Here is a 23,775-nt window from a genome sequence, read left to right on the forward strand (position 1 = left end):
CGTGGGGGCCTCGGGGATCACGAAAGCGACGATCCCGTACGAGCCTCCCACGGCCCCCGCGCGTCCCTCCGCGCGGATCCCGCGGGCGCTTGCGCCCACGGAGGGACGTCCGGGACCGACGGTCCCTCAGCGGGCCCGGCGGCGCAAGAGTGGGAACGCGCCGACGACGGCCGCCGCGGTGAGCGCGAGCACCACCGCGGCGGCGGTCGCTGTCATGCGGGGGACTGCGTGCGGTGCTTGAGGAGACGGAAGGAGAGCAGGGTGGCGAGGGCGGCCACGGCGAGCACGATCGCGGTCTCGGTGAGGTGCAGGGGCCAGTAGTGGGCGGGCGGGTGGTAGGTGGCGAAGTAGCCGTGGGCGTTCCGGCCCTCGGTCAGCTTCCAGGAGTCCTCCGGGAGACCGACGGGGCGGGCACCGGTGCGCCGGAGGGCGGGCCACAGGTACGGCCGGTAGTACGTCAGTACCGCGTTGAGCAGCCACATCGCCCCGGCCGCGACCCCCAGGGCGGCCAGCGTGCGGCCCAGCAGCAGCGCGGTCAGGGTGCCGACGGCGAGCGCGCACAGGGCGTACGCCGCGGTCAGCGGGCCCCGCGCGGCGAACACGTAGACGGAGTCCCAGTGCTGGGTCCAGAGCAGGTCGGGGTGGGCGGCGAAGGCCCAGCGGAAGACCAGGACGAGGACGGCGGACCCCACCGTGAGCGCCACCGCGGGCAGCGCCAGCTTGGCGGCCAGCCAGCGGACCGGGGTGATCCCCTGGGTCCATGCCAACTGCGCGGTGCCGGACTCCAGCTCACGGCCGATCAGGGCGCCCCCGGCGAACGCGGCGACGCCGACGAAGGCGTAGCCGATCAGGATGCCGGCCCAGTTCATCTGGGTCGGGTAGTCGACCAGGACGTAGAAGCGGTCGCAGGTGCCGACACAGGCCAGGCCCCGCATGTCCGGGTCCTTCGCGGCGACCTCCGTCAGCCACACCAGCCAGCCGCACGTCCCCGCCACGAACAGGGCCCAGGCCAGCAGGGCGGGGCGGTGCAGCCGCAGCACGGTCCGGGGCAGGCCCCGGCCGGCGGCCGGGCTCGCGGCGCTCATCGGGCCGCCGTCCGTCCGGTGAGCCGGCGCAGCACCAGGAAGCAGCCGAGGGTGAGCAGGGCGGTGACGGCGAGGAGGACGGCTGTGGCGGTCAGCTGGAGCGGCCAGTAGTGGGCGTAGGGGTGGTAGGTCACGTGGTGGTGGTCCGCGGTCCCGCCCTGGCTCACCGTCCAGGAGCCGGAGGGTGCCTCGATGTCGCCGCGGCCGCTGCGGCCCAGCGCCGGCCACAGGTGGGGCAGCAGCACCACCAGGACCGTGCCCCAGATCGCGCCCGTCAGCAGCACGCCCAGGCCCAGCGCGGGCAGCGTCCGCCGCACCAGCAGCCCCGCCAGCGCGCCCGCCGCGAGCCCGGCCAGGGACAGGCCGACGAGGACGGGGCCGCCGGTGTGGAAGGTCCCGACGTCGTACCAGTCCTTGGCGCTGTGGATACGGCCCCGGCCCGCGGCCCAGGCCAGGTGGTGCAGCCAGGCCAGCAGCGCCGCCCCCGCCCCGACGACGGCGGCCGGGGTGGCCAGCCGCACGGTGAGCCAGCGGACCGGGGTGCTGGACTGGGTCCAGGACAGCCGGGCGGTGCCGGACTCCAGCTCCTTGCCGAGCAGCGCGCCGCCCGCCCAGGCGCCGGCCAGGAAGGGCACCGCGGCCGCGGCCAGGGTGGCGTAGTTGTACCAGTCCTTGTAGCGCAGGATCGCGCCCTGGTCGTACGCGCACTTCTCGCTGAACCCGCAGCTGTCGTACTGCCGCCAGCCCTCGGCCGCCGCGTCCGCGAACGGGCCCCGGAGCAGGATCAGCAGGACGGCGGTGAGCAGGACGAGGGCCGCCCAGGCGTACAGCGCGGGCCGGTGCAGGCGCAGCAGCCAGCGGGTCAGGTGCGGCGCGGCCGAGGGGGCGGGTGCGGACAGGGCGGTCACGCGACGGTCTCCTCTGTCGAGGTCGAGGTCGAGTTCGGCGCCGGGGCCGGAGTCAGGGCCGGGGCTTCCGGGTTGCGGAGGTGGCCGAGGACCAGCTCCTCCAGGGAGGGGGCGGCGGTGCGCCAGTCGGCGGGCAGCGGTCCCGCCGGGCGGATCAGGGCGCTGAGCTGACGGCCGGTGGTCCGCGACTCGACGACCGTGTGCGGCGTGAGGTCGGCGTCGGCGCCGGCGGCGACCCGGGTGTGGGCGGCCAGCAGGTCGTCGATCTCGCCGGCCAGCCGGACCCGGCCGCCGCCGATCAGCAGCAGGTGGTCGCAGGAGTCCTCCAGTTCGGCGACCACGTGCGAGGACATCGCGATGGTGGTGCCGTGCTGGGCGGCCTGCACCATCAGCACGGCCATCAGCTCGTGCCGGGCCAGCGGGTCGAGGTCGGCCATCGGCTCGTCGAGGAGGAGCAGTTCGGGCCGCTTGCCGAGGGCGAGGGCGAGCGCGACACGGGTGCGCTGGCCGCCGGAGAGGGCGCGGACCCGGGACCCGGGGTTCAGGTCGCCGGCGGTGATGATCCGCTCGGCGGCGGCCGCGTCCCAGCGTCCGGGGTTGAGGTCGGCGCCCATCCGGAGCGTCTCGGCGACCGTGAGCTGCGGGTACAGCGGCTTGTCCTGGGCGACGTAGCCGACCCGGGTGCGGGCCTGGGCCGGGGTGGTGCCGAGGACGGTCAGCTCGCCCTCGGTGGCGCCCAGCAGGCCGGCGGCGAGGGCGAGGAGCGTGGACTTGCCCGCTCCGTTGGGGCCGACGACGGCACAGACGCGCCCGGCGGGCAGCCGGACCGTGCAGTCCCGCAGGGCCCAGCTCCCGCGCCGGCCGAACCGCTTGCCCAGCGCCGAGGCCGCTATCGCGGTGTCGGTCATCAGTTGTCTCCCTGAAAGTGCTTTTCCAGTACGGCGGTGAAGAGTGCGGCCACGTCGTCCCGGTCCAGGCCGGCCTCGCGGGCCCGGGCGGCCCAGTCGGCCAGCTCCCCGTGCAGGGGGGACTCGGCGGCCGGGGCGGTGCCGAGAGCGCGTTTCACGAACGTGCCGAGGCCGCGCCGGGCCTCGACCAGCCCCTCGCGCTCCAGCTCCCGGTAGGCCTTGAGCACGGTGTTGGGGTTGATGGCGGTGGCCTCGACCACCTCGCGGGCGGTGGGCAGCTTGTCTCCCGGCCGCAGCTGCCCCAGGCGCAGGGCCTGCTTGGTCTGCTGGACGATCTGGACGTAGGTGGCGACGCCGGAGCGCCGGTCGATGCGGTACTCGACCACCCGTACAACCACCCTTTCACTAATTGAGTAGTGAAAGGGTGGTGGAAGGCGGCCCGCGAAGTCAAGCCCGGAAAACTCGCGGCGGAATCCGTGAACCGGCCGGCAGGGCTCGTGCGATGAGGAGACGTGAGCGGAACGAGAAGCGACGGGGAGCTGCTGCGGGCGATCGCGGCCGACGCCGACCGGCGCGCCTTCGAGGAGCTGTACCGGCGGTACGCGCCGTGGCTGACCGCGCGGCTGCGCGGCCGGTGCGCGGATCCGTCGGTCGTCGACGACGTCGTGCAGGAGACGTTCCTCGCGGTGTGGCGGGGGTCCGCCCGCTACCGCGAGGAGGGTGACGCGGCCGGATGGCTGTGGCGGATCGGGTCGCGGCGGCTGGTCGACGCGCTGCGCGGCGACGGGGCCAGGGGCCGGCTGCGGCAGGCGCTGGCCCGGCTGCGCCACCGGGACGAGGCCTCGGCGGAGGAACGCGTGCTCGCGGGGGTGGAGCACGGGGACCTCGCCGGGGCCCTGGTCCGGCTCTCGCCCGAACTGCGGGCGGTCCTCCAGGCGACGGTGATCGACGGGCTGACCACCCGGGAGGCGGCGGTCCTGCTCGGCATACCGCCGGGCACGGTCAAGACACGGGCGATGCGGGCGCGCAAGCAGCTGCGGGAGGAGTTGGCATGACGGACACCGAAGCTCCGGAGAGCGGCTGGCACGTCACGGAGGAGGATCTGCGGGCCTACGCGCTCGGCGAGCTGGCGCCGCCGCTGCTGTGGTCGGCCGACACCCACGTCGGCTCCTGCGCGCGGTGCCGTGCGGTGCTCGCCGCGGTGTCCGACCGGACCGCGCTGGACGCCGGCTGGGACCGCCTGGACGCCGAACTGGACGCGCCCCGGCCCCGGCTCGGGGAGCGGCTGCTGATCCGCGCCGGCGTCGCCGAGCACACCGCGCGGCTGCTCACCGCGACCCCGGTACTGCGCCGCTCCTGGCTGGCGTCGGTGGCCTGCGTGCTGGCGGCGACGGTCCTGGTGGTGCACGCGGTGGACGCCCCGGCCCTGTTCCTGGCGCTCGCCCCGCTCCTCCCGCTCGCCGCGGTGGCACTGTCGTACGGGCCCGCGCTCGACCCCACCCACGAGATCGCCGCGGTCGCCCCGACCCACGGGTTCCGGCTGCTGATGATCCGCACGGTCGCCGCGCTGACCGCCTCCCTGGGTCTCAACACCCTTGCCGCGCTGGCCCTTCCGGGCTACGGCCTGCTGGCCTTCGGCTGGCTGCTGCCCGCCCTCGCGCTCACCGCGGCCGGGCTCGCGCTCGCCGCCCGGCTGGGCCCGCTGCTCGGCCCCGGCCTGGTCGGCGGCGCCTGGACGCTGCTGATGGCGGTGGCCGCCATGCACCCCGCCGGCACCCCCGCGGCCTTCACGGCGGCCGGGCAGTCGGTGGCGGCGGCACTGGCCGCGCTGGCGACCTTCCTGCTGCACCAGGCCCGCGACCGCTTCGACACCGAGCCCCGCTGACCCTCACCGACCTTTCCTGGAGATCGAGTTGACCACCACTGTCGATGCCACCGGTCTGACCGTGCGCCACGGCTCCACCCGGGCCCTGGACGGGGTCGCCCTGCGGCTGACGGACGGCGTGACCGGCCTGCTCGGCCCGAACGGCGCCGGGAAGACCACCCTGTTGAAGGTCCTGGCCACGGCTGTGCCCCCCGACTCCGGCGGCTTCACGGTGCACGGCAAGGACCCCTCGGCCCCCGCCGGCCGCCTGGCCCTGCGGCGCACCCTCGGCTACCTCCCGCAGACCCCCGGCTTCCACCCGGACTTCACGGCCTTCGAGTTCGTCGACTACGTGGCCGTCCTCAAGGAGCTGACCGGCCGGGCCGAGCGGCACCGCGAGGTACGGCGCGTGCTGGACCAGGTCGGTCTCGCGGACGTCCGCGGCCGGCGCCTCAAGCGGCTGTCCGGCGGGATGCGCCAGCGGGTCGCCCTCGCGGCGGCCCTGGTCGGCGACCCCGCCTTCCTGGTCCTGGACGAGCCGACCGTCCACCTCGACCCCGAACAGCGGATGCGGTTCCGCGAGTTGATCGCGCAGGCGGGGGAGAGCCGGACGGTCCTGCTCTCCACCCACCAGACCGAGGACGTGGCGATGCTCTGCCACCACGTGATCGTGCTGGCGGGCGGCCGGGTCCGTTTCGACGGCACGCCGGCCGAGCTGACCGCGCGGGCCGCGGGCCGGGTGTGGAGCAGCACGGAACGCGCCCCGGGCGCCCGCGCGGGCTGGCGCACCGGCACCGGCGCCTTCCGCAACGTCGGCGCCCCGCCGCCCGGCGCCGACCTGCTCGAACCGACCCTGGAGGACGGCTACCTGCTGGTCCTCGACGAGGAGACCGCGGAGGAGGCGGCATGACGACGGCACTCGTGACGCCGGAGACACCGGTGACACCCGGCCCCGGCCGCCGTACCGCGTCCGTGCTGGCCCTCGCGGTCTTCGAGGCGCGCCAACTGGCGTTGCAGATACCGATGGTGGTGCTCAGCCTGCTCTATCTCGCCTATGTCGGCTACCAGCTGGCCGGACCGGACGAGGGCATGGACGCCTACCCGGTCCTGCACGACACCGACCGAACCACCCAGGGCGGTCCGATGCTGCTCTGCGTCGCCCTGCTGGTGTGCGTGCACCGGGCCGCCCTGCTGAACCGGCGGCGCGGCGTCGAGGAGCAGTTCTCGGTGCTGGTCATGTCGGCGCCGCGGCGCACTCTGGCGCACGCCCTGTCGGTGGTGCCGTTCGCCGTCGGTGTGGCCCTGGTGGTGGGCGTCCAGTTCGGCTGGGCGGCGTCGCGGCCGGGCGCGGCCGGGCACGGGTCGCTCGCCGAACTCGCGGTCGCCCCGCTGACGGTCCTGCTCTCCGGGGCGGTCGGCGTCCTGCTGGCCCGGGTCCTGCCGCACGCGGCGACGCCGGTGCTCTTCGTGATCGCCGTGGCCGTCCTCGTCACCCTCCTCGGCGGTGTCACCGGCGGTGCGCACGGTGTCCAGTGGCTCTGGCCGACGGTGCAGGAGAACGGCGGCACCCCCGTCCCTGGCGACCTGCTGGGCCGCCCGGCGGCCTGGCACGCGCTGTACCTGACCGGGCTGACCGTGCTGGTGACGGGCGTCGCGGTGCTGGTGGCGGGCGGCCGGACCCGTGCGCTGAAGGCGGTGACGGCCGTGGCGCTGGCCGCGACGGTGGCCGGGGTGGCCGGTCAGACACCGGGCCCGTCGGCCGCGCTCCAGGCCGCGCGGAAGGCGGAGGCGGACCACCCGCAGCGGTTCCAGACCTGCGTGGACCGGGACGGTTCCCGCTACTGCGCGTACCCCGACTGGACGGGCTGGACGGCCGACTGGGCGCGAGTGGTGCGCCGGGTGCGCGCCGGGGCGGGCGGCGAGGCGGCCACCGCCCGGCTGACCGTCCGCCAGCGCATCGAGGCGGTCACCGACCTCACCACGGACGCCACCCTCCCCACCAGTCCCGTCCACGGCACCGTCACCGTCGGCACCCAGTGGGGCGGCAACCGGGTCCCCGAGCTCGCGGTCGGCGTCGCCAGGGTCCTGGTAGCGGGCAGCGAGCGCACCGCGGAGAACATGTGCGACGCCCGGACGATCACGACGCTCTGGCTGGCCCTGGCCACCGACCCGGCCCCCGAGAACACCTTCCGCCATCTGCGCGTCGACGACAGTCTCAGCGGCGGCGCCGCCGTCCTCACCCCGGACGGCGGCAGCATGGGCGTCACGGCCCAGCAGACCCAGGTCGTACGCGAACTCCTGCGCGCGCCGCGTGCCGCGGTCACGTCCCGGGTCAAGGCCGACTGGGCGGACCTCACGTCGGCCGGCACCACGACGGCCGAGGCGGCACGGCTCCTCGGGGTGAAGGTGCCGAAGGGCGCGGACGACTGCGCGAGCGGGTGACGGCCGCGCCGGAGACCTGAAGGCGGCCGTGCCCCCGCCCTCAGGTCTCCGTGCGGTACATCAGGTCCGTCTCGTGGGTCGTGAAGCCCAGGCGTTCGTAGACCGCCACCGCCGACTTGTTGTCCGCGTCGACGTACAGCATCGCCGTCGGCAGCCCCCGGTCCGCCAGGTGCCGCAGGCCCACGGTGGTCAGGGACTTGCCGAGGCCGCCGCCCTGGGCGGCCGGGGCGACACCGAGGACGTACACCTCGCCGAGGCGCTCCTCCTCGTGGACCTTCGTCCAGTGGAAGCCGAGCAGTTCGTCCCCGCGCTCCGCCAGGAAGAAGCCGGCCGGGTCGAACCAGGGCTGCGCCTTGCGGTCGTCGAGGTCGCGCTGGGTGAGCGAGCCCTGTTCGGGGTGGTGGGCGAAGGCGGCCGCGTTCAGCGCGAGCCAGGCCGCGTCGTCCTTGCCGGGCACGAAGGCGCGGACCGTCACGCCCTCCGGGAGCTTCGGGTCGGGCAGGTCCAGGTCCGTCAACGGGCGGCGCAGCTGGCGCAGTTCGCGGAACAGGGTGAGGCCGAGGACCTGCGCGAGGTGACGGGCCGCCGAGTGCCCGCCGTGCGCCCACACCCGCAGCCGCTTGCCGGTCGCGGCCAGCAGCGCGCTGCCCAGGGCGCGGCCGTGACCGTGACCCCGGTAGGAGGGGTGGACGACCAGTTCGGCGGCCGGCGCCTCCACCGGGTCGGTGTCCTCCAGCTGGGCGTAGCCCACGAGTTCGCCGCCGGCGGTGAGGAGCAGGTGGGAGACGCCGTCCCGGGCGCCCCCGCCGATCTGGAGGCGGCCCTGCTCGGACACCGGCTGCTGGCCGTCCGCGCGGGCGGCGTCCGCGAGCAGTCCCAGTACGGCCTCGGCCTGGTCCGGGGCGAGCGCGGAGTAGGTGTCGATGGAGCGGGAGTACATGGGCGGCCGTGCGGTGTCGTCGCTGGTCATGCGTACGAGGGTACGGGGCCGGACGGACAAAGTGGGGGCACGGGCGAAGGTAAAGGGCAGGGCAAAAGGCAACCAGGATGTAACCATGAACCCCCTGTTGCGCTACGCGCGTTGACCCTAGGCTGCGCCGGACCGGGCCACTTCTCAGCAGACCCACAGGGGGGTTTCATGCCGGCCACGTCCCGCCCGTCCGGGCGCCGTACCTTCGCACTGCTCGCGTCCGCCGCCGGACTCGCCACCGCCGCCGCGCTCGCGAGCGCGCTGCCCGCCGACGCGCACTCCGGCAGCGGGCACGGGCACCAGCACCCGAGCCGCTACCAGGACGTCCAGCTGCTCTCCTTCAACGACCTGCACGGCAACCTCGAACCGCCGTCGGGCTCCTCCGGCCGGGTCACCGAGACCGAGGCCGACGGGACGACGAAGACGATCGACGCGGGCGGTGTCGAGTACCTCGCCACGCATCTGCGCGAGGCCCGCGAAGGCCACCCGTACTCCGTCACGGCGGCCGGCGGTGACATGGTCGGCGCCTCCCCGCTGATCTCCGGGCTCTTCCACGACGAACCCACCGTCGAGGCGCTGAACAAGCTCGGCCTGGACGTGACGACGGTCGGCAACCACGAGTTCGACGAGGGCGCGAAGGAACTCGCACGCCTGCAGAACGGCGGCTGCCACCCCACCGACGGCTGCTACACGGACAAGAGGTTCAAGGGCGCCGACTTCCCCTACCTCGCCGCGAACGTCCTCGACGAGAAGACGCGGGAGCCGATCCTGAAGCCGTACTGGGTCTGGCAGAAGAAGGACGTGCGGATCGGGTTCATCGGCGTCACCCTGGAGGGCACGCCGGGCATCGTCTCCGCCGACGGCGTCAAGGGCCTCACCTTCAAGGACGAGGTCGAGACGATCAACAAGTACGCCAAGGTGCTCCAGCGCCAGGGCGTCCAGTCGATCGTCGCGCTGGTCCACGAGGGCGGCTTCCCGAGCTCGTCGTCGTACAACTACGACTGCGACTCCCCGGGCGCCGGTGACGGCATCTCCGGGCCGATCGTCGACATCGCGAAGAACGTGACCCCGGCGGTGGACGCCCTCGTCACCGGCCACACCCACGCCGCGTACGTCTGCACGGTCGACGACCCGGCCGGCAACCCGCGCATGGTCACCTCGGCCGCCTCCTTCGGCCGCCTGTACACGGACACCACGCTGACCTACGACCGCCGAACCGGCGACATCGCGCGTACGGCCGTGAAGTCCGCGAACCACGTGGTCACCCGGGACGTCGCCAAGGCGCCCGACATGACCCAGCTGATCAGCAAGTGGAACACCCTCGCCGCCCCGATCGGCAACCGTCCCATCGGCTGGATCTCCGCCGACGTCAGCAGCACCGGCACCGAGTCCCCGATGGGCGACCTGATCGCCGACGCCCAGTTCGCCTACGGCAAGGAGCTGGACCCGGAGACCGACCTGGCGCTGATGAACCCGGGCGGTGTCCGGGCAGGGCTGACCTACGCGGCCAAGGCCGGTGAGGGCGACGGGGTCGTCACCTACGCGGAGGGCTTCACCGTCCAGCCGTTCGCCAACACGGTCAACCTCCAGAACTTCACCGGCGCCCAGCTGATCCAGGTGCTCAAGGAGCAGGTGAGCGGCAGCAACGCGGCGGCCCCGAAGATCCTCCAGCCGTCGGCGAACCTGACGTACACCCTGGACCTGACGAAGACGGGCGCGGACCGGGTCGTCAGCGACTCGATCCGCCTGGACGGCAAGGCCGTCGACCCGGCCGCCGTCTACCGCGTCGCCACCAACTCCTTCCTCGCGGGCGGCGGCGACGGCTTCACCACCCTCGGCCTCGGCACGGACGACCTGGTCGGCACCGACGACCTCGCGGCCCTGGCCCAGTACCTGACGGCCCACTCCTCGGCGGCGAGCCCGCTCACCCCGCCGGCCGCCAACCGGATCACGATCGTTCAGTGACCCCTCTCGCGGGCCCGGTGCGCGTAACCACGCGCACCGGGCCCGTTCTGTTTCATAAAACCTGTGTGAAGGGGCCTGTGGTTCCCAGTTGCTCCTGAAAATATGTCTCAGCTGTAATTCATCGATGTCTTAGCGGAAATGGCTTTTCTCGGCTCGCGGATCACGTAGTGTTTTCCATGTCGAAAGCGAACGGCGCGGACGACAGAACGAACGAATCGAAGGAGAGACCATGAGCTTCCGTAAGATTGCCCCGGTCAAGAAGCAGCACAAGCCCGCTCCGGCCCCGAAGAAGCCGGTCGCGAAGAAGCCGGCCCCGAAGCGTCGCCCCGTCGGCGACGAGCGCTGACAAAGAATTCACAGAAGTAATTCAAATCAATTCACAGGTCATTGCAGCAGAACGGTAGAAAAGCTGTTGCAGGATCACGACAGACCCCACGACAGAGAGGTACGTCACCATGAGCTTCCGCAAGATCGCCCCCGTCAAGAAGCACCACAAGCCCGCTCCGGCCCCGAAGAAGCCGGTCGCGAAGAAGCCGGCCCCGAAGCGCCGCCCCGTCGACAACGGCTGACGCACACAGCGAGGCGGGGTCACCGGTTAAGCGTGGTCGCGACCGGTGGCCCCGCCTCGGCCATGTCCGCCCCCTGTCAGCCCTGTCAACCCTGTCAGCCCTGTCGGCCCTTTACGCCCCACCGATACCTCTGAAGGGAGTTGTCGACCATGAGAGAAGCCCGTGCGGCCTTCCGCCGCTTCTGGCCGCTGACCCGCGGCGACCGCAAGTGGCTGTGGGTGATCATCGCGTGCGTGGTGGTGTCCGCGCTCGCCGAGACCGCCGCGATCCTGCTCTTCGCGAACCTCACCGACAACGCCCTGGAGGCCGGTTCGCTGTCCGCCTTCTGGGGCCCCGCCGGCGCCTGGCTGCTGGTCGCCGCGGTCGGCGCGTTCGTCGGCTACCTCGGCAACTCACTGGCCACCTGGACCGCCGAGAGATTCGTACTGCGCCTGCGCGCCAAGGTCTTCCGGCACGTCCAGGACCTGCCCCCGCACTTCTTCCAGCGGCACCGCCAGGGCGACCTGGTGGAACGCCTCACCGGTGACGTCGAGGCCATCGAGCAGATGGTCGTCTCCGGTGTCGTCGGCACCGTCGCCGCCGCCTTCTCCGCCGTCTTCTACGCGGCCGCCGCCTGCTGGCTGCGCTGGGACCTGGCGCTGGCCACCTTCGTCCTCGCGCCCCTGTTCCTGGTCGCCGCCCGCCGCTTCTCCGGCCGGATCCGGACCGCCTCCCAGGACGAGCGGGTCGCCGACGGCGCGATCACCTCCGTGGTCGAGGAGTCCCTCGGCAACGTCGTCCTCACCCAGGCCTACAACCGCCGCCGGGACGAGGAGAAGCGCCTCGACGCCGAGGCCCGCGCCTGGATGCGGGCGAGTGTGCGCGGCGCCCGCCTCAGCGAGATGTACGCCCAGTTCGTCGAGGTCGTCGAGACCCTCTGCGTCCTCGCCGTCATCGGCCTGGGCGTCTGGGAGATCTCCGCCGGCCGGATGACCCTCGGTCAGCTGCTCGCCTTCGCCGCCTTCCTCGGCTACCTCTACCCGCCGGTCCGCAACCTCGGCCAGCTCGGCCTCACCCTCACCGCGGCCACCGCCGGCGCCGAGCGCATCGGCGAGATCCTGGACGCCGAGCCCGCCGTCACCGACCCCGCCCGGCCCGTCGGCCCCTGGCCGGTCCGCGGCTGGGTCAGCTTCCACAACGTCTCCTTCCGCTACCCGGAGTCCCCCCGGGCCTCCCTCCGCGACGTCGACTTCGCCGCGGGCCCCGGCGAACTGGTCCTGGTCACCGGCAAGAGCGGCGCCGGCAAGTCCACCCTCTCCAAGCTCCTCACCCGCTTCTACGACCCCTCGGCCGGCGTGATCTGCCTGGACGGCGTCCCGCTCACCGACGTACCCCTGGAGTTCCTCCGGGAGAACGTCGCGCTGCTCCCGCAGCAGACGCTGATCCTCAACGGCACGGTCCGCGAGAACATCGGGTGCGGACGCCCCGGCGCGACGGACACCGAGATCGAGCAGGCGGCACGGGACGCGGCGGCCCACGACTTCATCACCGCCCTGCCCCAGGGGTACGACACCCACATCGCCCCCGGCACGGCCGCGCTCTCCGGCGGTCAGCTGCAACGCGTCGCCATCGCCCGCGCGATGCTCCGCGCCGCCCCGGTCCTCGTCCTCGACGAGCCCACGGCGGGCCTGGACGCGATCGCCGCCCGCCAGGTGGTGGCCCCGCTGCGCAGGCTCATGGCGGGCCGTACGACCATCATGATCACGCATGACCTCACCCTCGCCCCCGACGCCGACCGCATCCTCGTCGTCGACCGCGGCCGCCTGGTGGAGGCGGGTACCCACGCCGAACTCCTCGCCCGCGACGGCGCGTACGCGGACCTCGCCCACCCCCTCCCGGAGACGGTCGCGGCGGACTCGGCGGCACCGGCCCCGGACGAGACGATGATTCTCAGGTGGTAGCACCGCTCCTGAGCACGTACCCCATCCCGCGCACGGTGTGGATGAGCCGCGGTTCGCCGCGGCTCTCCAGTTTCCGCCGCAGGTACATGATGTAGACGTCCAGCGTGTTGGACGCGGGCTCGAACTCGAACCCCCACACGTCCCGCAGGATCCGCTGCCGGCCGAGCACCCGCCCCGGGTTCCGCAGCAGGAACTCCAGCAGCGCGTACTCGGTCTTGGTCAGGTCCAGAGGCCGGCCCCCGCGGTGCACGGCCCGGGTCCGCGGGTCCATCGTGACGTCACCGAAGACGAGACACCGCTCCCCGGCGTGCTCCGCCGCCGGCTCGGGCCGCGGGCTGCGCCGCAGCAACGCCCGCACCCGCGCGAGGAGTTCCTCGGCGGCGAAGGGCTTGGCCAGGTACCCGTCGGCGCCGTTGTCGAGGGCGACGATGCGGTCCCCCACGGCATTCCGTCCGGTGATCATGAGAATCGGCACGGTGGACCCGGACGCCCGGATCCGCCGGGTGGCCGCCAGGCCGTCGAGCCCCGGCATCTCGACGTCCATCAGCACCAGGTCCGGCTCGCTCTCCGGAGCCCCGACGAGATCGAGGGCCACTCTGCCGTCCCCGGCGAGCAGCGTCTCGTACCCCTCGAACCTGAGCAGCCGGCCGATCCCGTCCCGCACGGCCGCGTCGTCGTCGGCCAGCAAAATCCTCCGTGCCATCTGACTCGCCATCCGACAAAACTGTGACGAGGGCCTGTGAGAGGGCTGGGGCGGAGATGTGCGTGGGCTACGGCTGCCGGGCCAGGGAGCGCGGCGGCCGGACGCCCCAGTACCACTGGAGTACGGCGGCCAGGACGACGCCCGCGGCCGGCGGCACGCACACGATCAGCAGGAACGGGTGGTCCGCCCGCTCCGCGATCACCAGCGCGACGGCGACCACGATCATCACGACGAGCGTCGCCACGGCGCCGTGCACCCCCCACAGCCACGCCTTGCGGCGCACGGCGCCCCGCCGGATCCGTTCCTCCACGTCCGGGCGTCGCTCCCAGGTGAGGCTGCGGTGCGGGGCGGCGGCCAGACACAGCTCCGCGACCTCGGCGTACGGGTCGTCCAACTGCCAGTCGTTGAGGTGGGGGAGCAGGAAGCGGCGGCCCCGGTCGTCGTACAGGTAGGTGAGCCACTGGGGTGCCGCCCGGCCGGAACCGCGCGGGGCCTGCTCGACCCGGATGTCGTACACGTCCGACCAGGCCCAGGTACGGGTCCGCAGCGGCCCCCGCGCGGTGATCCCGGCGGACGTGACCCTCGTGTACGCCCGGTACTGCTCCAGGGCGACCCGCACCAGCGTCACGAGCATCAGCACGGCGAAGACCGGCGCTCCCCACCGGGGGCCGGCCCCGTCGCCGGGACGCTCACCGGAGAACCGGACGATCTGGACGAAGGCGTTCCCCAACACCAGCCCCAGCAGCCCGAGATACGCCCGCGGCACCCGCCGCCGCTTCCGGTACACCCGCTCCACGCCGTCGTCGCCCACGCCCCACGCCCTCCCCCAGACGCACCGAACTGGTGCGCGACTGAGGAGAGCGTAGTCCCGCGTCCCCTACGGCACCGGGTTCACTGGCCGTCCGGGGGAGGGGTGGAGGCTCCCGGGAGGCGGACCGTCGCCACGGTGCCGCCGCCGGGTGCGCGGGTCAGGGTGACCTCGCCGCCCGCCTGCTGGACCGTGCGGGCCACGATGGAGAGGCCGAGTCCGGAGCCGGGGAGGGCGCGGGCCGACGGGGAGCGCCAGAAGCGGTCGAAGACGTGCGGGAGTTCGTCCTCCGGGATGCCGGGACCGTGGTCACGGACCGTGAGGACGCCGTGGTCCAGGGCCACGTCGATCGTGCCGCCCTCGGGGCTGAACTTCACCGCGTTGTCGAGGATGTTGACGATCGCCCGCTCCAGCGCGGAGGGCTCCGCGCGGACGAACCACGGCCGGACGTCCGCCGTGATCTTCAGCTCCGGGCCGCGCAGCCGGGCGCGGCCCAGCGCCGCCTCGACCGTGTCCTGGAGCGCCACCACCTGGACCCGCTCACCGCGCTGGCCCTCCGACCGGGACAGCTCCTGGAGATCGCCGATCAGCGTCGCCAGCTCCGTCATCTGCGCCTTCACCGAGGTGAGCAGCGCCTTGCGGTCGGCGGCGGGGATGGGGCGGCCGGTCTCCTCGCTGCGGGTGAGGAGTTCGACGTTCGTACGGAGCGAGGTGAGGGGGGTGCGCAGTTCGTGGCCGGCGTCCGCGATCAGCTGCTGCTGGAGCTCACGGGAGCTGGCCAGGGAGGTGGTCATGCTGTTGAAGGAGCGGGACAGCCGCGCGATCTCGTCGTCGGACGCCTCCTCCACCGGGATCCGCACACTCAGGTCCTCGGTACGGGCGACGTGCTCGACGGCCTCGGTGAGCTTGTCGACAGGCCGCAACCCGGCCCGCGCCACAGCAAGCCCGGCGGCCCCGGCCCCGAGAACTCCGACACCGGAGACGAGCAGGAGGATCAGGGCGAGGTCTTTGAGGGTGTCCTGGGTGTTCTTCAGGGGGACGGCGGTCACCAGCCCGACGTGGGAGCCGGTGTCGGTGGGGAACACCTGGGTCATCACGCGGAGCGCGTTGCCGTCCTTGTCGGTGCCGTTGCGGAAGTAGAGGGTGTCGGTGTCCCCGGCCTTGATGTTGTTCCTGTCGTCCTGGGTGACCTTGACCTCGCCCGTGGAGCCGGGCAGCAGGCAGATCCTGTTGTCCAGGGTGACGGCCTGGCCGTAGTTGGTCCGGTAGCTGTTGGCGTCCCGTGGCGTCTCGGAGCAGTCGGCGATGGCGCCGCTGATGATCCCGTAGATCGCCGGACCGCGCTGTTCCCGCTGCAAGTCGTTCCGCAGCTGGTCGTACAGCTTGCCCTGGACGATGAACCAGCAGGTCACCGAGACCGCTGCCACCGCGAACGCGACCGCTGCCGCGACCAGCATCGACAGGCGGGCGCGGATCGGGAGGGTGCGGAAGCGGCGGACGAGCCTGGTCACTCGGCGCCGCCCTGGCGCAGGACGTACCCGACGCCACGCACGGTGTGGACGAGACGCGGTTCGCTGCCCGCCTCGGTCTTGCGGCGGAGGTACATCACGTAGACGTCCAGCGAGTTCGACGACGGCTCGAAGTCGAAGCCCCAGACGGCCTTGAGGATCTGCTCACGGGTGAGGACCTGGCGCGGGTGTGCCATGAACATCTCCAGGAGGGTGAACTCGGTCCGGGTCAGCTCCACCTGGCGCCCGCCCCGCGTCACCTCCCGGGTGGCGAGGTCCATGCGCAGGTCACCGAAGGTGAGCGCCTCGTCCTCGTCGGCCCCGTCCACCACGGACGCCGCGTAGGAGCTGCGGCGCAGGAGCGCTCGGATGCGGGCGAAGAGTTCGTCGAGTTCGAACGGCTTGACCAGGTAGTCGTCGGCCCCCGCGTCGAGCCCGGTGACCCGGTCGCCGACCGTGTCGCGGGCCGTCAGCATCAGGATCGGGGTGGTGTCGCCCGCCCCGCGGATCCGGCGGGCCGCGGTCATGCCGTCCATCCGCGGCATCTGGATGTCGAGGACGATCAGGTCCGGCTTGTAGGCCGTGGCCTTCTCCAGCGCGTCCGCGCCGTCGACCGCGACCTCGGTCTCGTACCCCTCGAAGGCGAGGCTGCGCTGGAGCGCTTCGCGTACGGCCGGCTCGTCGTCGACGATCAGGATGCGCTGGGGGTCACGGTCGCCTTCGGCGGGGCTCATCGCTCGCGTTTCCTCGGGGTGTGATGGTCGGGATGCGGTGGTTCGCGGTGGGACGCCTCTCAGCCTCGCATGTTTCCGGGCTGTCGGGTATGCGCGCCGGTGCGCGGCAGCTCAGCCGCGGACCAGGGTCATGCGGCTCAGCGGCACCTTGCGCTGGTGCGGCCGGGCGGCGGAGGTGCGCAGCCCCATCAGCTGGGGGGCCGGTACGAGCTCCGGGGCGCGCGGGGCCGGGGCAGCGGTCGCCTCGGTCGGGGCGTGGAGTTCGTACGCCACCGCGAGGGCCAGACCGATACCGGCCGGGTCGTTGCCGCCGGTCACCTGGTGCGAAACCTGCTTGATCATGACGTACTCCCTACGTGCTGGTGCTGGTGCTGGCGGTTCAGCTGGTGGAACCGGCCCGCAGCTTGGCCAGGTCGGACTTCACGGTGTTGATCGGGATGGCGAAGCCGAGGCCGACGCTGCCCGCGTCCGACGAGGACGAGGAGGAGCCCGAACTGGCCGAGTACATCGCCGAGTTGATGCCGATGATGTTCCCGCCGGCGTCGATCAGCGCGCCGCCGGAGTTGCCCGGGTTGAGGGACGCGTCGGTCTGGATCGCCTTGTAGGTCGTGGTGGACGAACCGGTGTCGCCGTTGAACTGGCGGCCGCCGAAGGAGAACGGCCACTGGCCGTCGCCGCCGCCCTGGCTCTGCTGGTCCTGGCCCTCGTCGGTGGAGACGGTGACGTCCCGGTCGAGCGCGGAGACGATACCGCTGGTGACCGTGCCGCTGAGGCCCTCGGGGGAGCCGATCGCGACCACCGTGTCACCGACCTGGACGCCGGCGGAGTTGCCGAGGGTGGCGGGGCTGAGGCCGGAAGCGCCCTGCACCTTGATGAGGGCGAGGTCCTTGGCGCTGTCGGTGCCGACCACCTTCGCGGTGTACGACTTGCCGGTGCTGGTCGTCACCTTGATGGACTGGGCGCCGGAGATCACGTGGTTGTTGGTGACGATCTCACCGCCGCTGGTGATGATCACACCGGAGCCGGTGGAGGTGCCGTTGCTGAGGGTCGCGGTGATCTCCACGACGCTCGGGCTGACGGCGGCGGCGATCGCGGCGACGTCGCCCTTCTTGCTGGAGGGGACCACGTTGGTGGTGGTGCTGCTGGAGACGACCTCGTTCTTGCCGGTCAGCTCCTGGAAACCGTACGCCGTGGCGCCGCCGACCGCCGCCGCGACGATCGCGACCGCGGCGAGCAGGGCCATCGGGCCCCGGGCGCGCTTCTTCTTGGCGTGGGCCGAGTGCTCGCCGCCGTCCGGCTGCGCCGGGAACGCCGCGGTGACCGGCTCCGCGGTGACCGGCTCCGCGGTGACCGGCTCCGCGGGCTGGGCCGGCTGGTGAGCGGGCGGGGGCGGCCACTCCGGGTTCACGGGGGTGGGAGCGGAGGCGTGCTGCTGCTGGGGGTACGCGCCCTGGTAGGCGTCACCCTGGGGACCCTGCGGGTTCTCGTACTCGCCGCTGCGGCGGAAGCTCTCGGTCATGACAAGAAGCTTGTCCCGCGACCATGAGAGCCGCCTGAGTGCCCGCTGAGAACGCCGCGAGAAGCTCGTTTGCCCGATATAAGGAACCTTCTCGCAGGTCGAGGGGGGGTTCTCAGAAACGGTTCATGAAGGTTTCGGTTTCGCTGTGAGTGCGGCCCGTGGGGGCCGTTCGCGCAGTTCCCCGCGCCCCTGAAAGCAGGGCGTCGGTGCGAGCGCCCCTTCAGGGGCGCGGGGAACTGCGCGACAAGCCCCCACTCACCCGCGGCCGAACTGCTACCCGCAGCCGCAGGAGCCGCGTATCACCAGTCGGGAGGGGAACGTCTTCAGGCGCTCCCGCCGGGAGCCGGCCACCCGCAGCCCGTCGTCCAGCACCAGGTCCACCGCGGCCCGCGCCATCGCCGGCCGGTCCGACGCGATCGTCGTCAGCGGCGGATCCGCCAGCGCCGCCTCCTTGATGTCGTCGAAGCCGGCCACCGCCAGCTCCCCCGGCACGTCGAGCCGCAGCTCCCGCGCCGCCCGCAGCACACCGATCGCCTGGTCGTCGGTGGAGCAGAAGACCGCCGGCGGCCGGTCGGGCCCGGCCAGCACCTCCAGCGCCACCTTGTACGCGTCGTACCGGTTGTACGGCGCCTCGAACAGCCGCCCCTCCGTGGGCAGCCCCGCCTCCGCCATCGCCCGCTTCCAGCCCTCGACGTGGTCGGAGACCGGGTCGCCGACGGCCGGGGTGTCGGCCGTACCGCCCATACAGGCCACGTACTCGTAGCCGTGCTCCAGCAGGTGGCGCACCGCGAGCTGGGCGCCGCCCAGGTCGTCCGTCACCACGGCCACGTCGTCGATCGCCTCCGGCCGCTCGTGCAGCAGCACCACCCGGGCGTCCCAGGCGTCGATCTCGGCGGCGGCCAGGTCGTTGAGCGCGTGGGAGACGAGGATGAGACCCGAGACCCGCATCCCGAGGAACGCGCGCAGATAGTGGACCTCGCGCTCGGCGACGTAGTCGGTGTTGCCGACCAGCACCATTTTTCCGCGCTCGGAGGCGGCCTGCTCGACCGCGTGCGCCATCTCGCCGAAGAACGGCTGGCGGGCGTCCGGGATGATCAGGCCTATGAGGTCGGTGCGCCGGGAGGCCATCGCCTGGGCGACCCGGTCGGGCCGGTACCCCAGTTCCTTGATCGCGGCGAGAACACGCTCGCGCGTTGCCGGGGCGACCGGCCGGGGTCCGTTGTTGATGACATAGCTGACCACGGCGGTGGAAGTTCCCGCCAGCCGCGCCACATCATCCCGAGTCACCTTGGCCACGCGCGGAGTCTACGCGGATGGACCCGCGCTGGGCAGGGCGAATCGGTGCTTCGCTTGCGGGAGCAATGCCCCGTCCGGGCGACGGCCACGCCTCGCCCGGACGACGGACTACGCCTCCGCGGACACCTCGACCTCGCTCACAGCGGCCGATGCGTCCGCATCCGCCGCCTTTGCGCGGTCGGCCCGCGCCTCCCGCGCCTTGGCCTCGTCACCGGCACGCTCGCCCTTCTCGGGCGTAACGAATCGATAACCGACGTTCCGGACGGTGCCGATCAGGGACTCGTGCTCGACGCCGAGCTTGGCGCGCAGCCGTCGTACGTGCACGTCGACGGTCCGGGTGCCCCCGAAGTAGTCGTACCCCCAGACCTCCTGGAGCAGCTGTGCGCGAGTGAACACCCGGCCGGGGTGCTGGGCCAGGTATTTCAGCAGCTCGAACTCCTTGAAGGTGAGGTCGAGGACCCGGCCCTTGAGCTTCGCGCTGTACGTCGCCTCGTCGACCGAGAGGTCGCCGTTGCGGATCTCCATGGGGGAGTCGTCGGCGACGATCTGCTGGCGGCCCATGGCGAGCCGCAGCCGCGCCTCGACCTCGGCGGGGCCCGCCGTGTCGAGGAGTACGTCGTCGATGCCCCAGTCGGCGGTGACGGCGGCGAGACCGCCCTCGGTGACGACCAGGACCAGCGGACAGCCGGGGCCGGTGGACCGCAGCAGCTGGCACAGGCTGCGCACCTGCGGCAGATCGCGGCGGCCGTCGATGAGGATGACGTCGGCGCCCGGGGTGTCGACGAGGGCGGGGCCCTCGGCCGGGGCCACCCGCACGTTGTGCAGGAGCAGGCCGAGGGCCGGCAGCACCTCCGTCGACGGCTGGAGGGCGTTGGTCAGGAGCAGCAGAGAACTCATTTGTCTGGTTCCTCCTCGGTCCCTGCGAGGACTGTGTGCAATGACACTGCGCTGCGCTCCCGAGTCCCCGTACGTCCACGGTCACCTGAGGTTTCCCGTTTCGTATACAGCTCTTCCGAAAGCACAAAAGGACCCGGTGGCGGCGTCGCCCGAGTCCTCTGCCCAGCAGAATAGCCCACATGAGCAACGGTCCGGCAGGTCATGTGGGCAGTTCCGCCGTTCGTCCGAACTGTGAGACAAGCAGAAGCACCCCTATCAGGACGTTTCTGCGCACCGCCGACGGTGTTTCCGTCGATTCCGTATACGATCCCGCCTCCGTCGTATACGACAGCTCGCCGCCACCCTCTCGTGACCTGGTGTTCGTCATGGCCCACGGTTTCACGGGAGACGTGGACCGGCCACACGTACGACGGGTGGTGGCCGCGCTCGCGGGTTACGGCCCGGTGGTCAGCTTCTCCTTCCGGGGCCACGGCCGCTCCGGGGGCCGCACCACCGTCGGCGACCGCGAGGTGCTCGACCTGGACGCGGCGGTGACCTGGGCGCGCGGCTTCGGGCACACCCGCGTGGTGACCGTCGGCTTCTCGATGGGCGGTTCGGTGGTGCTGCGGCACGCGGCGCTGCACGGCGGGGTGGACGCCGTCGTCTCGGTCTCGTCCCCGGCCCGCTGGTACTACCGGGGCACCGCCCCCATGCGCCGCCTGCACTGGATGGTCACCCGGCCCGAGGGCCGGCTGGTCGGCCGCTACGGCTTCCGCACCCGCATCCACCACCGCGACTGGGACCCGGTGCCGCTGTCCCCGGTGGAGGCGGTGCCGCGGATCGCCCCCACCCCGCTGCTGGTCGTGCACGGCGACAGCGACGGCTACTTCCCCGTCGACCACCCGCAGACGCTGGCCGCGGCGGCGGGCGGCGCCGCCGAGCTCTGGCTGGAGCCGGGCATGGGCCACGCCGAACACGCGGCGGACGACCGGCTGCTGGCCAGGATCGGCGACTGGGCGGTCGCGCGGGCGGGCTAGCCTGACCCTGTACACAGCCGAACCCGAAGGAAATCCGATGCCCAAGGTCACGGTGCGCTACTGGGCCGCCGCGAAGGCCGCCGCCGGTGTCGCCGAGGAGCCGTACGAAGCGGACACCCTCGCCGCGGCGCTGACCGCCGTGCGCACGCGACACCCCGGTGAACTGGCGCGGGTCCTGCGGCGTTGCTCCTTCCTCATCGACGGTGACCCCGTGGGCAGGCGCGAGCATGAGACGGTACGGCTGGCCGAGGGCGGCACGGTCGAGGTGCTCCCGCCGTTCGCAGGAGGGTGAGCGAGAGCGATGAGCAACCAGCCGTACGAGGGCTACGACCCGTACCAGCAGCCCCAGCCCCAGCAGCAACCGGGGCCCCAGCAGTGGGGATACGACGAGCAGCAGTACGCCACTCAGCAGTGGCAGGGCCAGACCTGGGAGACGCAGACGCACGCCCCGGTGCCGGCGGCCGCGGAGACGGCGTACATGCCGCCGCAGTCCTACGAACGGCCGTACGTCACGGAACAGCCGCAGCAGCCGCAGGCGTACGCCGCTCAGCCGGCCCCCGCCGCCGCCCCCGCCGCCGCGTCCGCGGCCGCGCCCGCCGAGTCCGGCCAGGGCTACGGTCCCGCGACCGTCGCCGGCAACGCGCGCGTCACGGACGCGCAGCGGGCCCGGCTGGAGGGCCGCTCGCCGATCATCGAGCCGGGCATGCAGCCGGCGCTGCTCACCGCGCTGCTCGGCCTGCTGCTGGCGGCGACGGCGCCGGTCTCCTCGTACGCGCTGGTCGTCCCCCTCGTGATCCTCCAGGCGGTCACGGCCGCCGGCTGGTTCCGGCTGAACGGCATGTGGCCCGCCCGGCAGGGCATCGCCCTGGCCTTCCTCGGCGGTGTGACGGCGGACGTGACGGTGCTCGTCGCGGGCCGCGAGCAGGCGCCGGCGGCGATCCTCGGCCCGCTGGGCGTCTGGGTCCTGCTCACCCTGGTCCTCCAGCTCCGCTCGCACGCGGACCCCGACACCCGTATGTACGGCCTGATGGCCACGGTCGCGTCCTCCGCGCTGGCGATCATCGCGACGGGTTACCTGGGCGCGGACCCGGACACCGTGTCGGTGGGCGCGGCGGCGGTCGCGGTGGCGGTCCTCGCGAGGGCGCTGCCGCTGCCGACCCCGGCGTCGGTGGTGGTCGCGCTGCTCGCGGCGGCCGGTGCGGGTATCGCGGTGGGCGGTATGACGGGCGTCGGTACGAGGGGTGCGCTGATCGGGGCGGCGGCGGGGGTCTGCGCCCTCGTCGGCCACCGGGCGGCGAGCTACGACTACCCGTCGCGCTTCGTCCACTTCACAGCAGGCGTGGCCCTGCCGCTGACGGCAGCGGCCCCGGCGATCTGGATCCTGCACTGACATCCCGGCCGCGGGTGCGTGGGGGTTGCTCGCGGAGTTCCCCGCGCCCCTGAAGGGGCGCTCACGCCGACGCCCTGTTTTTAAGGGGCGCGGGGAACTGCGCGACAAGCCCCCACCGGCCCGCAGCCGACATGCGACCTCGGTCCCCCCACTGTCACAGGTGGTCGACAATCCCCGGTGCCCCCGTTCTCGCAGGGCTAGCGTGGGCAGGCGAGAGGGAACTGCCGGCTTCGTCGACCCTGGGGACCCCACCACATGCGCGCCCTGCGAATACTCCTGATCGTCGTCGTGATCCTCGGCATCCTCTTCGTGGTCGTCGACCGCGTCGCCGTGCACTTCGCGGAGAGCGAGGCCGCAGGCAAGCTGAAGACGACGCAGGACCTGGCGAGCAACCCCGACGTCTCCATCAAGGGCTTCCCGTTCCTCACCCAGGTCGCGAGCGGCACCCTGGACGACGTCGAGGTCGGCATCAAGGACTACGACGCGGCCACCGGCACCGCCGGCAAGACCATCCGCATCGAGGACCTGACCGCCGACATGAAGGACGTCAGCTTCACCGGCGACTACAGCTCCGCCACCGCCCGCACCGCCACCGGCAGCGCGCTGATCTCCTACAGCGAGCTGCTGAAGAACGTGGACACCCAGCCCACCGACCTCGGCCTCGGCTTCACCGGCAGGGTCGTCGGTCTCGCCGACGGCGGCAACGGCAAGATCAAGGTCACCCTCGACCTCACCGTCCCCGGCATCGGCGCCCACCAGAAGGTGCCCGTCCTCAGCTCGGTCACGGTGAAGGACAACTCCGTGGAGGTGCACGCCGACAACCTCCCCAAGCTCGCCGGTGTCACCCTCGTGGAGAACCGCTTCCGGCAGGCCTCCGACTTCCAGCAGGCGATCGACCAGCTCCCCGGCGGTGTCCGGCTGGACAAGGTGGAGGCTGTGCAGGACGGTGTGAAGATCGCGGTGAAGGGTTCGAACGTCAAGCTGGCCGGGTAGGAAGCGCCACGGCGGCGCCCCGGGCGGCCGGCCACGTCCGTCCAGCTGGCGAGACGGTCATGTCCGTACCGCAGATGTGACGACCGGCGCGGGCCTCCGTGGGCCCTTCGGCGGGCACCCGGACGGCCGTACCGTTCCACAATTCGGACGATCGTGTCTCAACATGCGACATGCCGGTGACATGCCCGGTTATCCGTCCCTACGATCGGGCCTTATGAAGCGACAGGCGGATCTCACGAAGCGGCGGGCAGTCGACCTGT

General features: G+C 72.5%; 23 protein-coding genes. 10 read left to right on the top strand and 13 right to left on the bottom strand.

The window, feature by feature from the left end; genetic code table 11:
• Nucleotides 1-212: 212 nt before the first annotated feature.
• Genes MB828_RS42155 through MB828_RS42170 form a run of 4 tightly spaced genes read right to left on the bottom strand, consistent with a single transcriptional unit; the run spans nt 213 to nt 3,287 of the window.
• The gene (locus tag MB828_RS42155; RefSeq protein WP_301652781.1) at nt 213-1,085 is read right to left on the bottom strand and encodes a hypothetical protein; all 873 of its coding nucleotides are present in this window, start codon (nt 1,083-1,085) and stop codon (nt 213-215) included.
• Entirely contained in the window at nt 1,082-1,993 is a 912-nt protein-coding gene (locus tag MB828_RS42160) for an ABC transporter permease (RefSeq protein WP_301652782.1), read from the bottom strand. Before MB828_RS42160 ends, MB828_RS42155 begins: the two co-directional genes overlap by 4 nt.
• Nucleotides 1,990-2,901, bottom strand: coding sequence for an ABC transporter ATP-binding protein (locus tag MB828_RS42165; RefSeq protein WP_301652783.1), 912 nt, complete (start codon nt 2,899-2,901; stop codon nt 1,990-1,992). Before MB828_RS42165 ends, MB828_RS42160 begins: the two co-directional genes overlap by 4 nt.
• Nucleotides 2,901-3,287, bottom strand: a complete 387-nt coding sequence (locus MB828_RS42170) for a GntR family transcriptional regulator (protein ID WP_046732845.1) — start codon at nt 3,285-3,287, stop codon at nt 2,901-2,903. The genes MB828_RS42165 and MB828_RS42170 overlap by 1 nt, the downstream gene beginning before the upstream one ends.
• Nucleotides 3,288-3,413: 126 nt before the next feature.
• Between MB828_RS42170 and MB828_RS42175 the strand changes: the two genes are divergently transcribed.
• Genes MB828_RS42175 through MB828_RS42190 form a run of 4 tightly spaced genes read left to right on the top strand, consistent with a single transcriptional unit; the run spans nt 3,414 to nt 7,207 of the window.
• Nucleotides 3,414-3,956 carry an RNA polymerase sigma factor gene (locus tag MB828_RS42175; protein ID WP_301652784.1) on the top strand — a complete coding sequence of 181 codons (543 nt, stop codon included), beginning with the start codon at nt 3,414-3,416 and terminating at the stop codon, nt 3,954-3,956.
• Nucleotides 3,953-4,786 carry a zf-HC2 domain-containing protein gene (locus MB828_RS42180; protein ID WP_301652785.1) on the top strand — a complete coding sequence of 278 codons (834 nt, stop codon included), beginning with the start codon at nt 3,953-3,955 and terminating at the stop codon, nt 4,784-4,786. The genes MB828_RS42175 and MB828_RS42180 overlap by 4 nt, the downstream gene beginning before the upstream one ends.
• Nucleotides 4,787-4,814: 28 nt before the next feature.
• On the top strand, nt 4,815-5,675 hold the full coding sequence (locus tag MB828_RS42185; RefSeq protein WP_301652786.1) for an ABC transporter ATP-binding protein: 861 nt from the start codon (nt 4,815-4,817) through the stop codon (nt 5,673-5,675).
• Nucleotides 5,672-7,207, top strand: coding sequence for an ABC transporter permease (locus MB828_RS42190; protein WP_301652787.1), 1,536 nt, complete (start codon nt 5,672-5,674; stop codon nt 7,205-7,207). Before MB828_RS42185 ends, MB828_RS42190 begins: the two co-directional genes overlap by 4 nt.
• A 40-nt stretch (nt 7,208-7,247) precedes the next feature.
• Here MB828_RS42190 and mshD read toward each other — a convergent pair whose 3' ends face one another.
• Entirely contained in the window at nt 7,248-8,177 is a 930-nt protein-coding gene (gene mshD, locus MB828_RS42195) for a mycothiol synthase (RefSeq protein WP_301652788.1), read from the bottom strand.
• Nucleotides 8,178-8,345: 168 nt separating this feature from the next.
• Here mshD and MB828_RS42200 point away from each other — a divergent pair, with 168 nt between their 5' ends.
• The gene (locus tag MB828_RS42200; protein WP_301652789.1) at nt 8,346-10,142 is read left to right on the top strand and encodes a bifunctional metallophosphatase/5'-nucleotidase; all 1,797 of its coding nucleotides are present in this window, start codon (nt 8,346-8,348) and stop codon (nt 10,140-10,142) included.
• Between the two features lie 718 nt (nt 10,143-10,860).
• Nucleotides 10,861-12,651 carry an ABC transporter ATP-binding protein gene (locus MB828_RS42205; protein WP_301652790.1) on the top strand — a complete coding sequence of 597 codons (1,791 nt, stop codon included), beginning with the start codon at nt 10,861-10,863 and terminating at the stop codon, nt 12,649-12,651.
• On the opposite strand, the gene MB828_RS42210 is transcribed toward MB828_RS42205, so the two are convergent.
• From MB828_RS42210 to MB828_RS42245, 8 genes are all read right to left on the bottom strand, one after another.
• Nucleotides 12,641-13,354 (bottom strand): response regulator transcription factor, encoded by a 714-nt coding sequence (locus tag MB828_RS42210; protein WP_301652791.1) that lies wholly within the window; start codon nt 13,352-13,354, stop codon nt 12,641-12,643. The genes MB828_RS42205 and MB828_RS42210 overlap by 11 nt on opposite strands.
• Before the next feature lie 67 nt (nt 13,355-13,421).
• Nucleotides 13,422-14,165, bottom strand: coding sequence for a PH domain-containing protein (locus tag MB828_RS42215; RefSeq protein WP_301652792.1), 744 nt, complete (start codon nt 14,163-14,165; stop codon nt 13,422-13,424).
• A gap of 80 nt (nt 14,166-14,245) precedes the next feature.
• Nucleotides 14,246-15,673, bottom strand: a complete 1,428-nt coding sequence (locus MB828_RS42220) for a sensor histidine kinase (RefSeq protein ID WP_301652793.1) — start codon at nt 15,671-15,673, stop codon at nt 14,246-14,248.
• Nucleotides 15,670-16,404, bottom strand: a complete 735-nt coding sequence (locus tag MB828_RS42225; RefSeq protein WP_133026787.1) for a response regulator transcription factor — start codon at nt 16,402-16,404, stop codon at nt 15,670-15,672. Before MB828_RS42225 ends, MB828_RS42220 begins: the two co-directional genes overlap by 4 nt.
• A gap of 111 nt (nt 16,405-16,515) precedes the next feature.
• Complete coding sequence (locus tag MB828_RS42230; RefSeq protein ID WP_046732834.1) at nt 16,516-16,746, bottom strand: hypothetical protein; 231 nt, start codon at nt 16,744-16,746, stop codon at nt 16,516-16,518.
• A gap of 37 nt (nt 16,747-16,783) precedes the next feature.
• Nucleotides 16,784-17,923, bottom strand: a complete 1,140-nt coding sequence (locus MB828_RS42235) for a S1C family serine protease (RefSeq protein WP_301652794.1) — start codon at nt 17,921-17,923, stop codon at nt 16,784-16,786.
• 273 nt (nt 17,924-18,196) lie between these two features.
• A complete protein-coding gene (locus MB828_RS42240) occupies nt 18,197-19,219 on the bottom strand; it encodes a LacI family DNA-binding transcriptional regulator (protein WP_301652795.1) in 1,023 nt (340 codons plus the stop codon).
• 108 nt (nt 19,220-19,327) lie between these two features.
• On the bottom strand, nt 19,328-20,116 hold the full coding sequence (locus MB828_RS42245; protein ID WP_301652796.1) for a response regulator transcription factor: 789 nt from the start codon (nt 20,114-20,116) through the stop codon (nt 19,328-19,330).
• A gap of 179 nt (nt 20,117-20,295) precedes the next feature.
• Here MB828_RS42245 and MB828_RS42250 point away from each other — a divergent pair, with 179 nt between their 5' ends.
• The 4 genes from MB828_RS42250 (at nt 20,296) to MB828_RS42265 (ending at nt 23,515) form a co-directional block, all read left to right on the top strand.
• Nucleotides 20,296-21,132 carry an alpha/beta hydrolase gene (locus MB828_RS42250; protein ID WP_301652797.1) on the top strand — a complete coding sequence of 279 codons (837 nt, stop codon included), beginning with the start codon at nt 20,296-20,298 and terminating at the stop codon, nt 21,130-21,132.
• A gap of 37 nt (nt 21,133-21,169) precedes the next feature.
• A complete protein-coding gene (locus MB828_RS42255) occupies nt 21,170-21,424 on the top strand; it encodes a MoaD/ThiS family protein (RefSeq protein WP_046732515.1) in 255 nt (84 codons plus the stop codon).
• A gap of 9 nt (nt 21,425-21,433) precedes the next feature.
• Entirely contained in the window at nt 21,434-22,522 is a 1,089-nt protein-coding gene (locus MB828_RS42260) for a hypothetical protein (RefSeq protein ID WP_301652798.1), read from the top strand.
• A gap of 255 nt (nt 22,523-22,777) precedes the next feature.
• A complete protein-coding gene (locus tag MB828_RS42265; protein ID WP_301652799.1) occupies nt 22,778-23,515 on the top strand; it encodes an LmeA family phospholipid-binding protein in 738 nt (245 codons plus the stop codon).
• Nucleotides 23,516-23,775: the final 260 nt, after the last annotated feature.

It is taken from the genome of Streptomyces arenae, from assembly GCF_022343545.1.
In the GTDB taxonomy this organism is placed as follows: domain Bacteria; phylum Actinomycetota; class Actinomycetes; order Streptomycetales; family Streptomycetaceae; genus Streptomyces; species Streptomyces humi.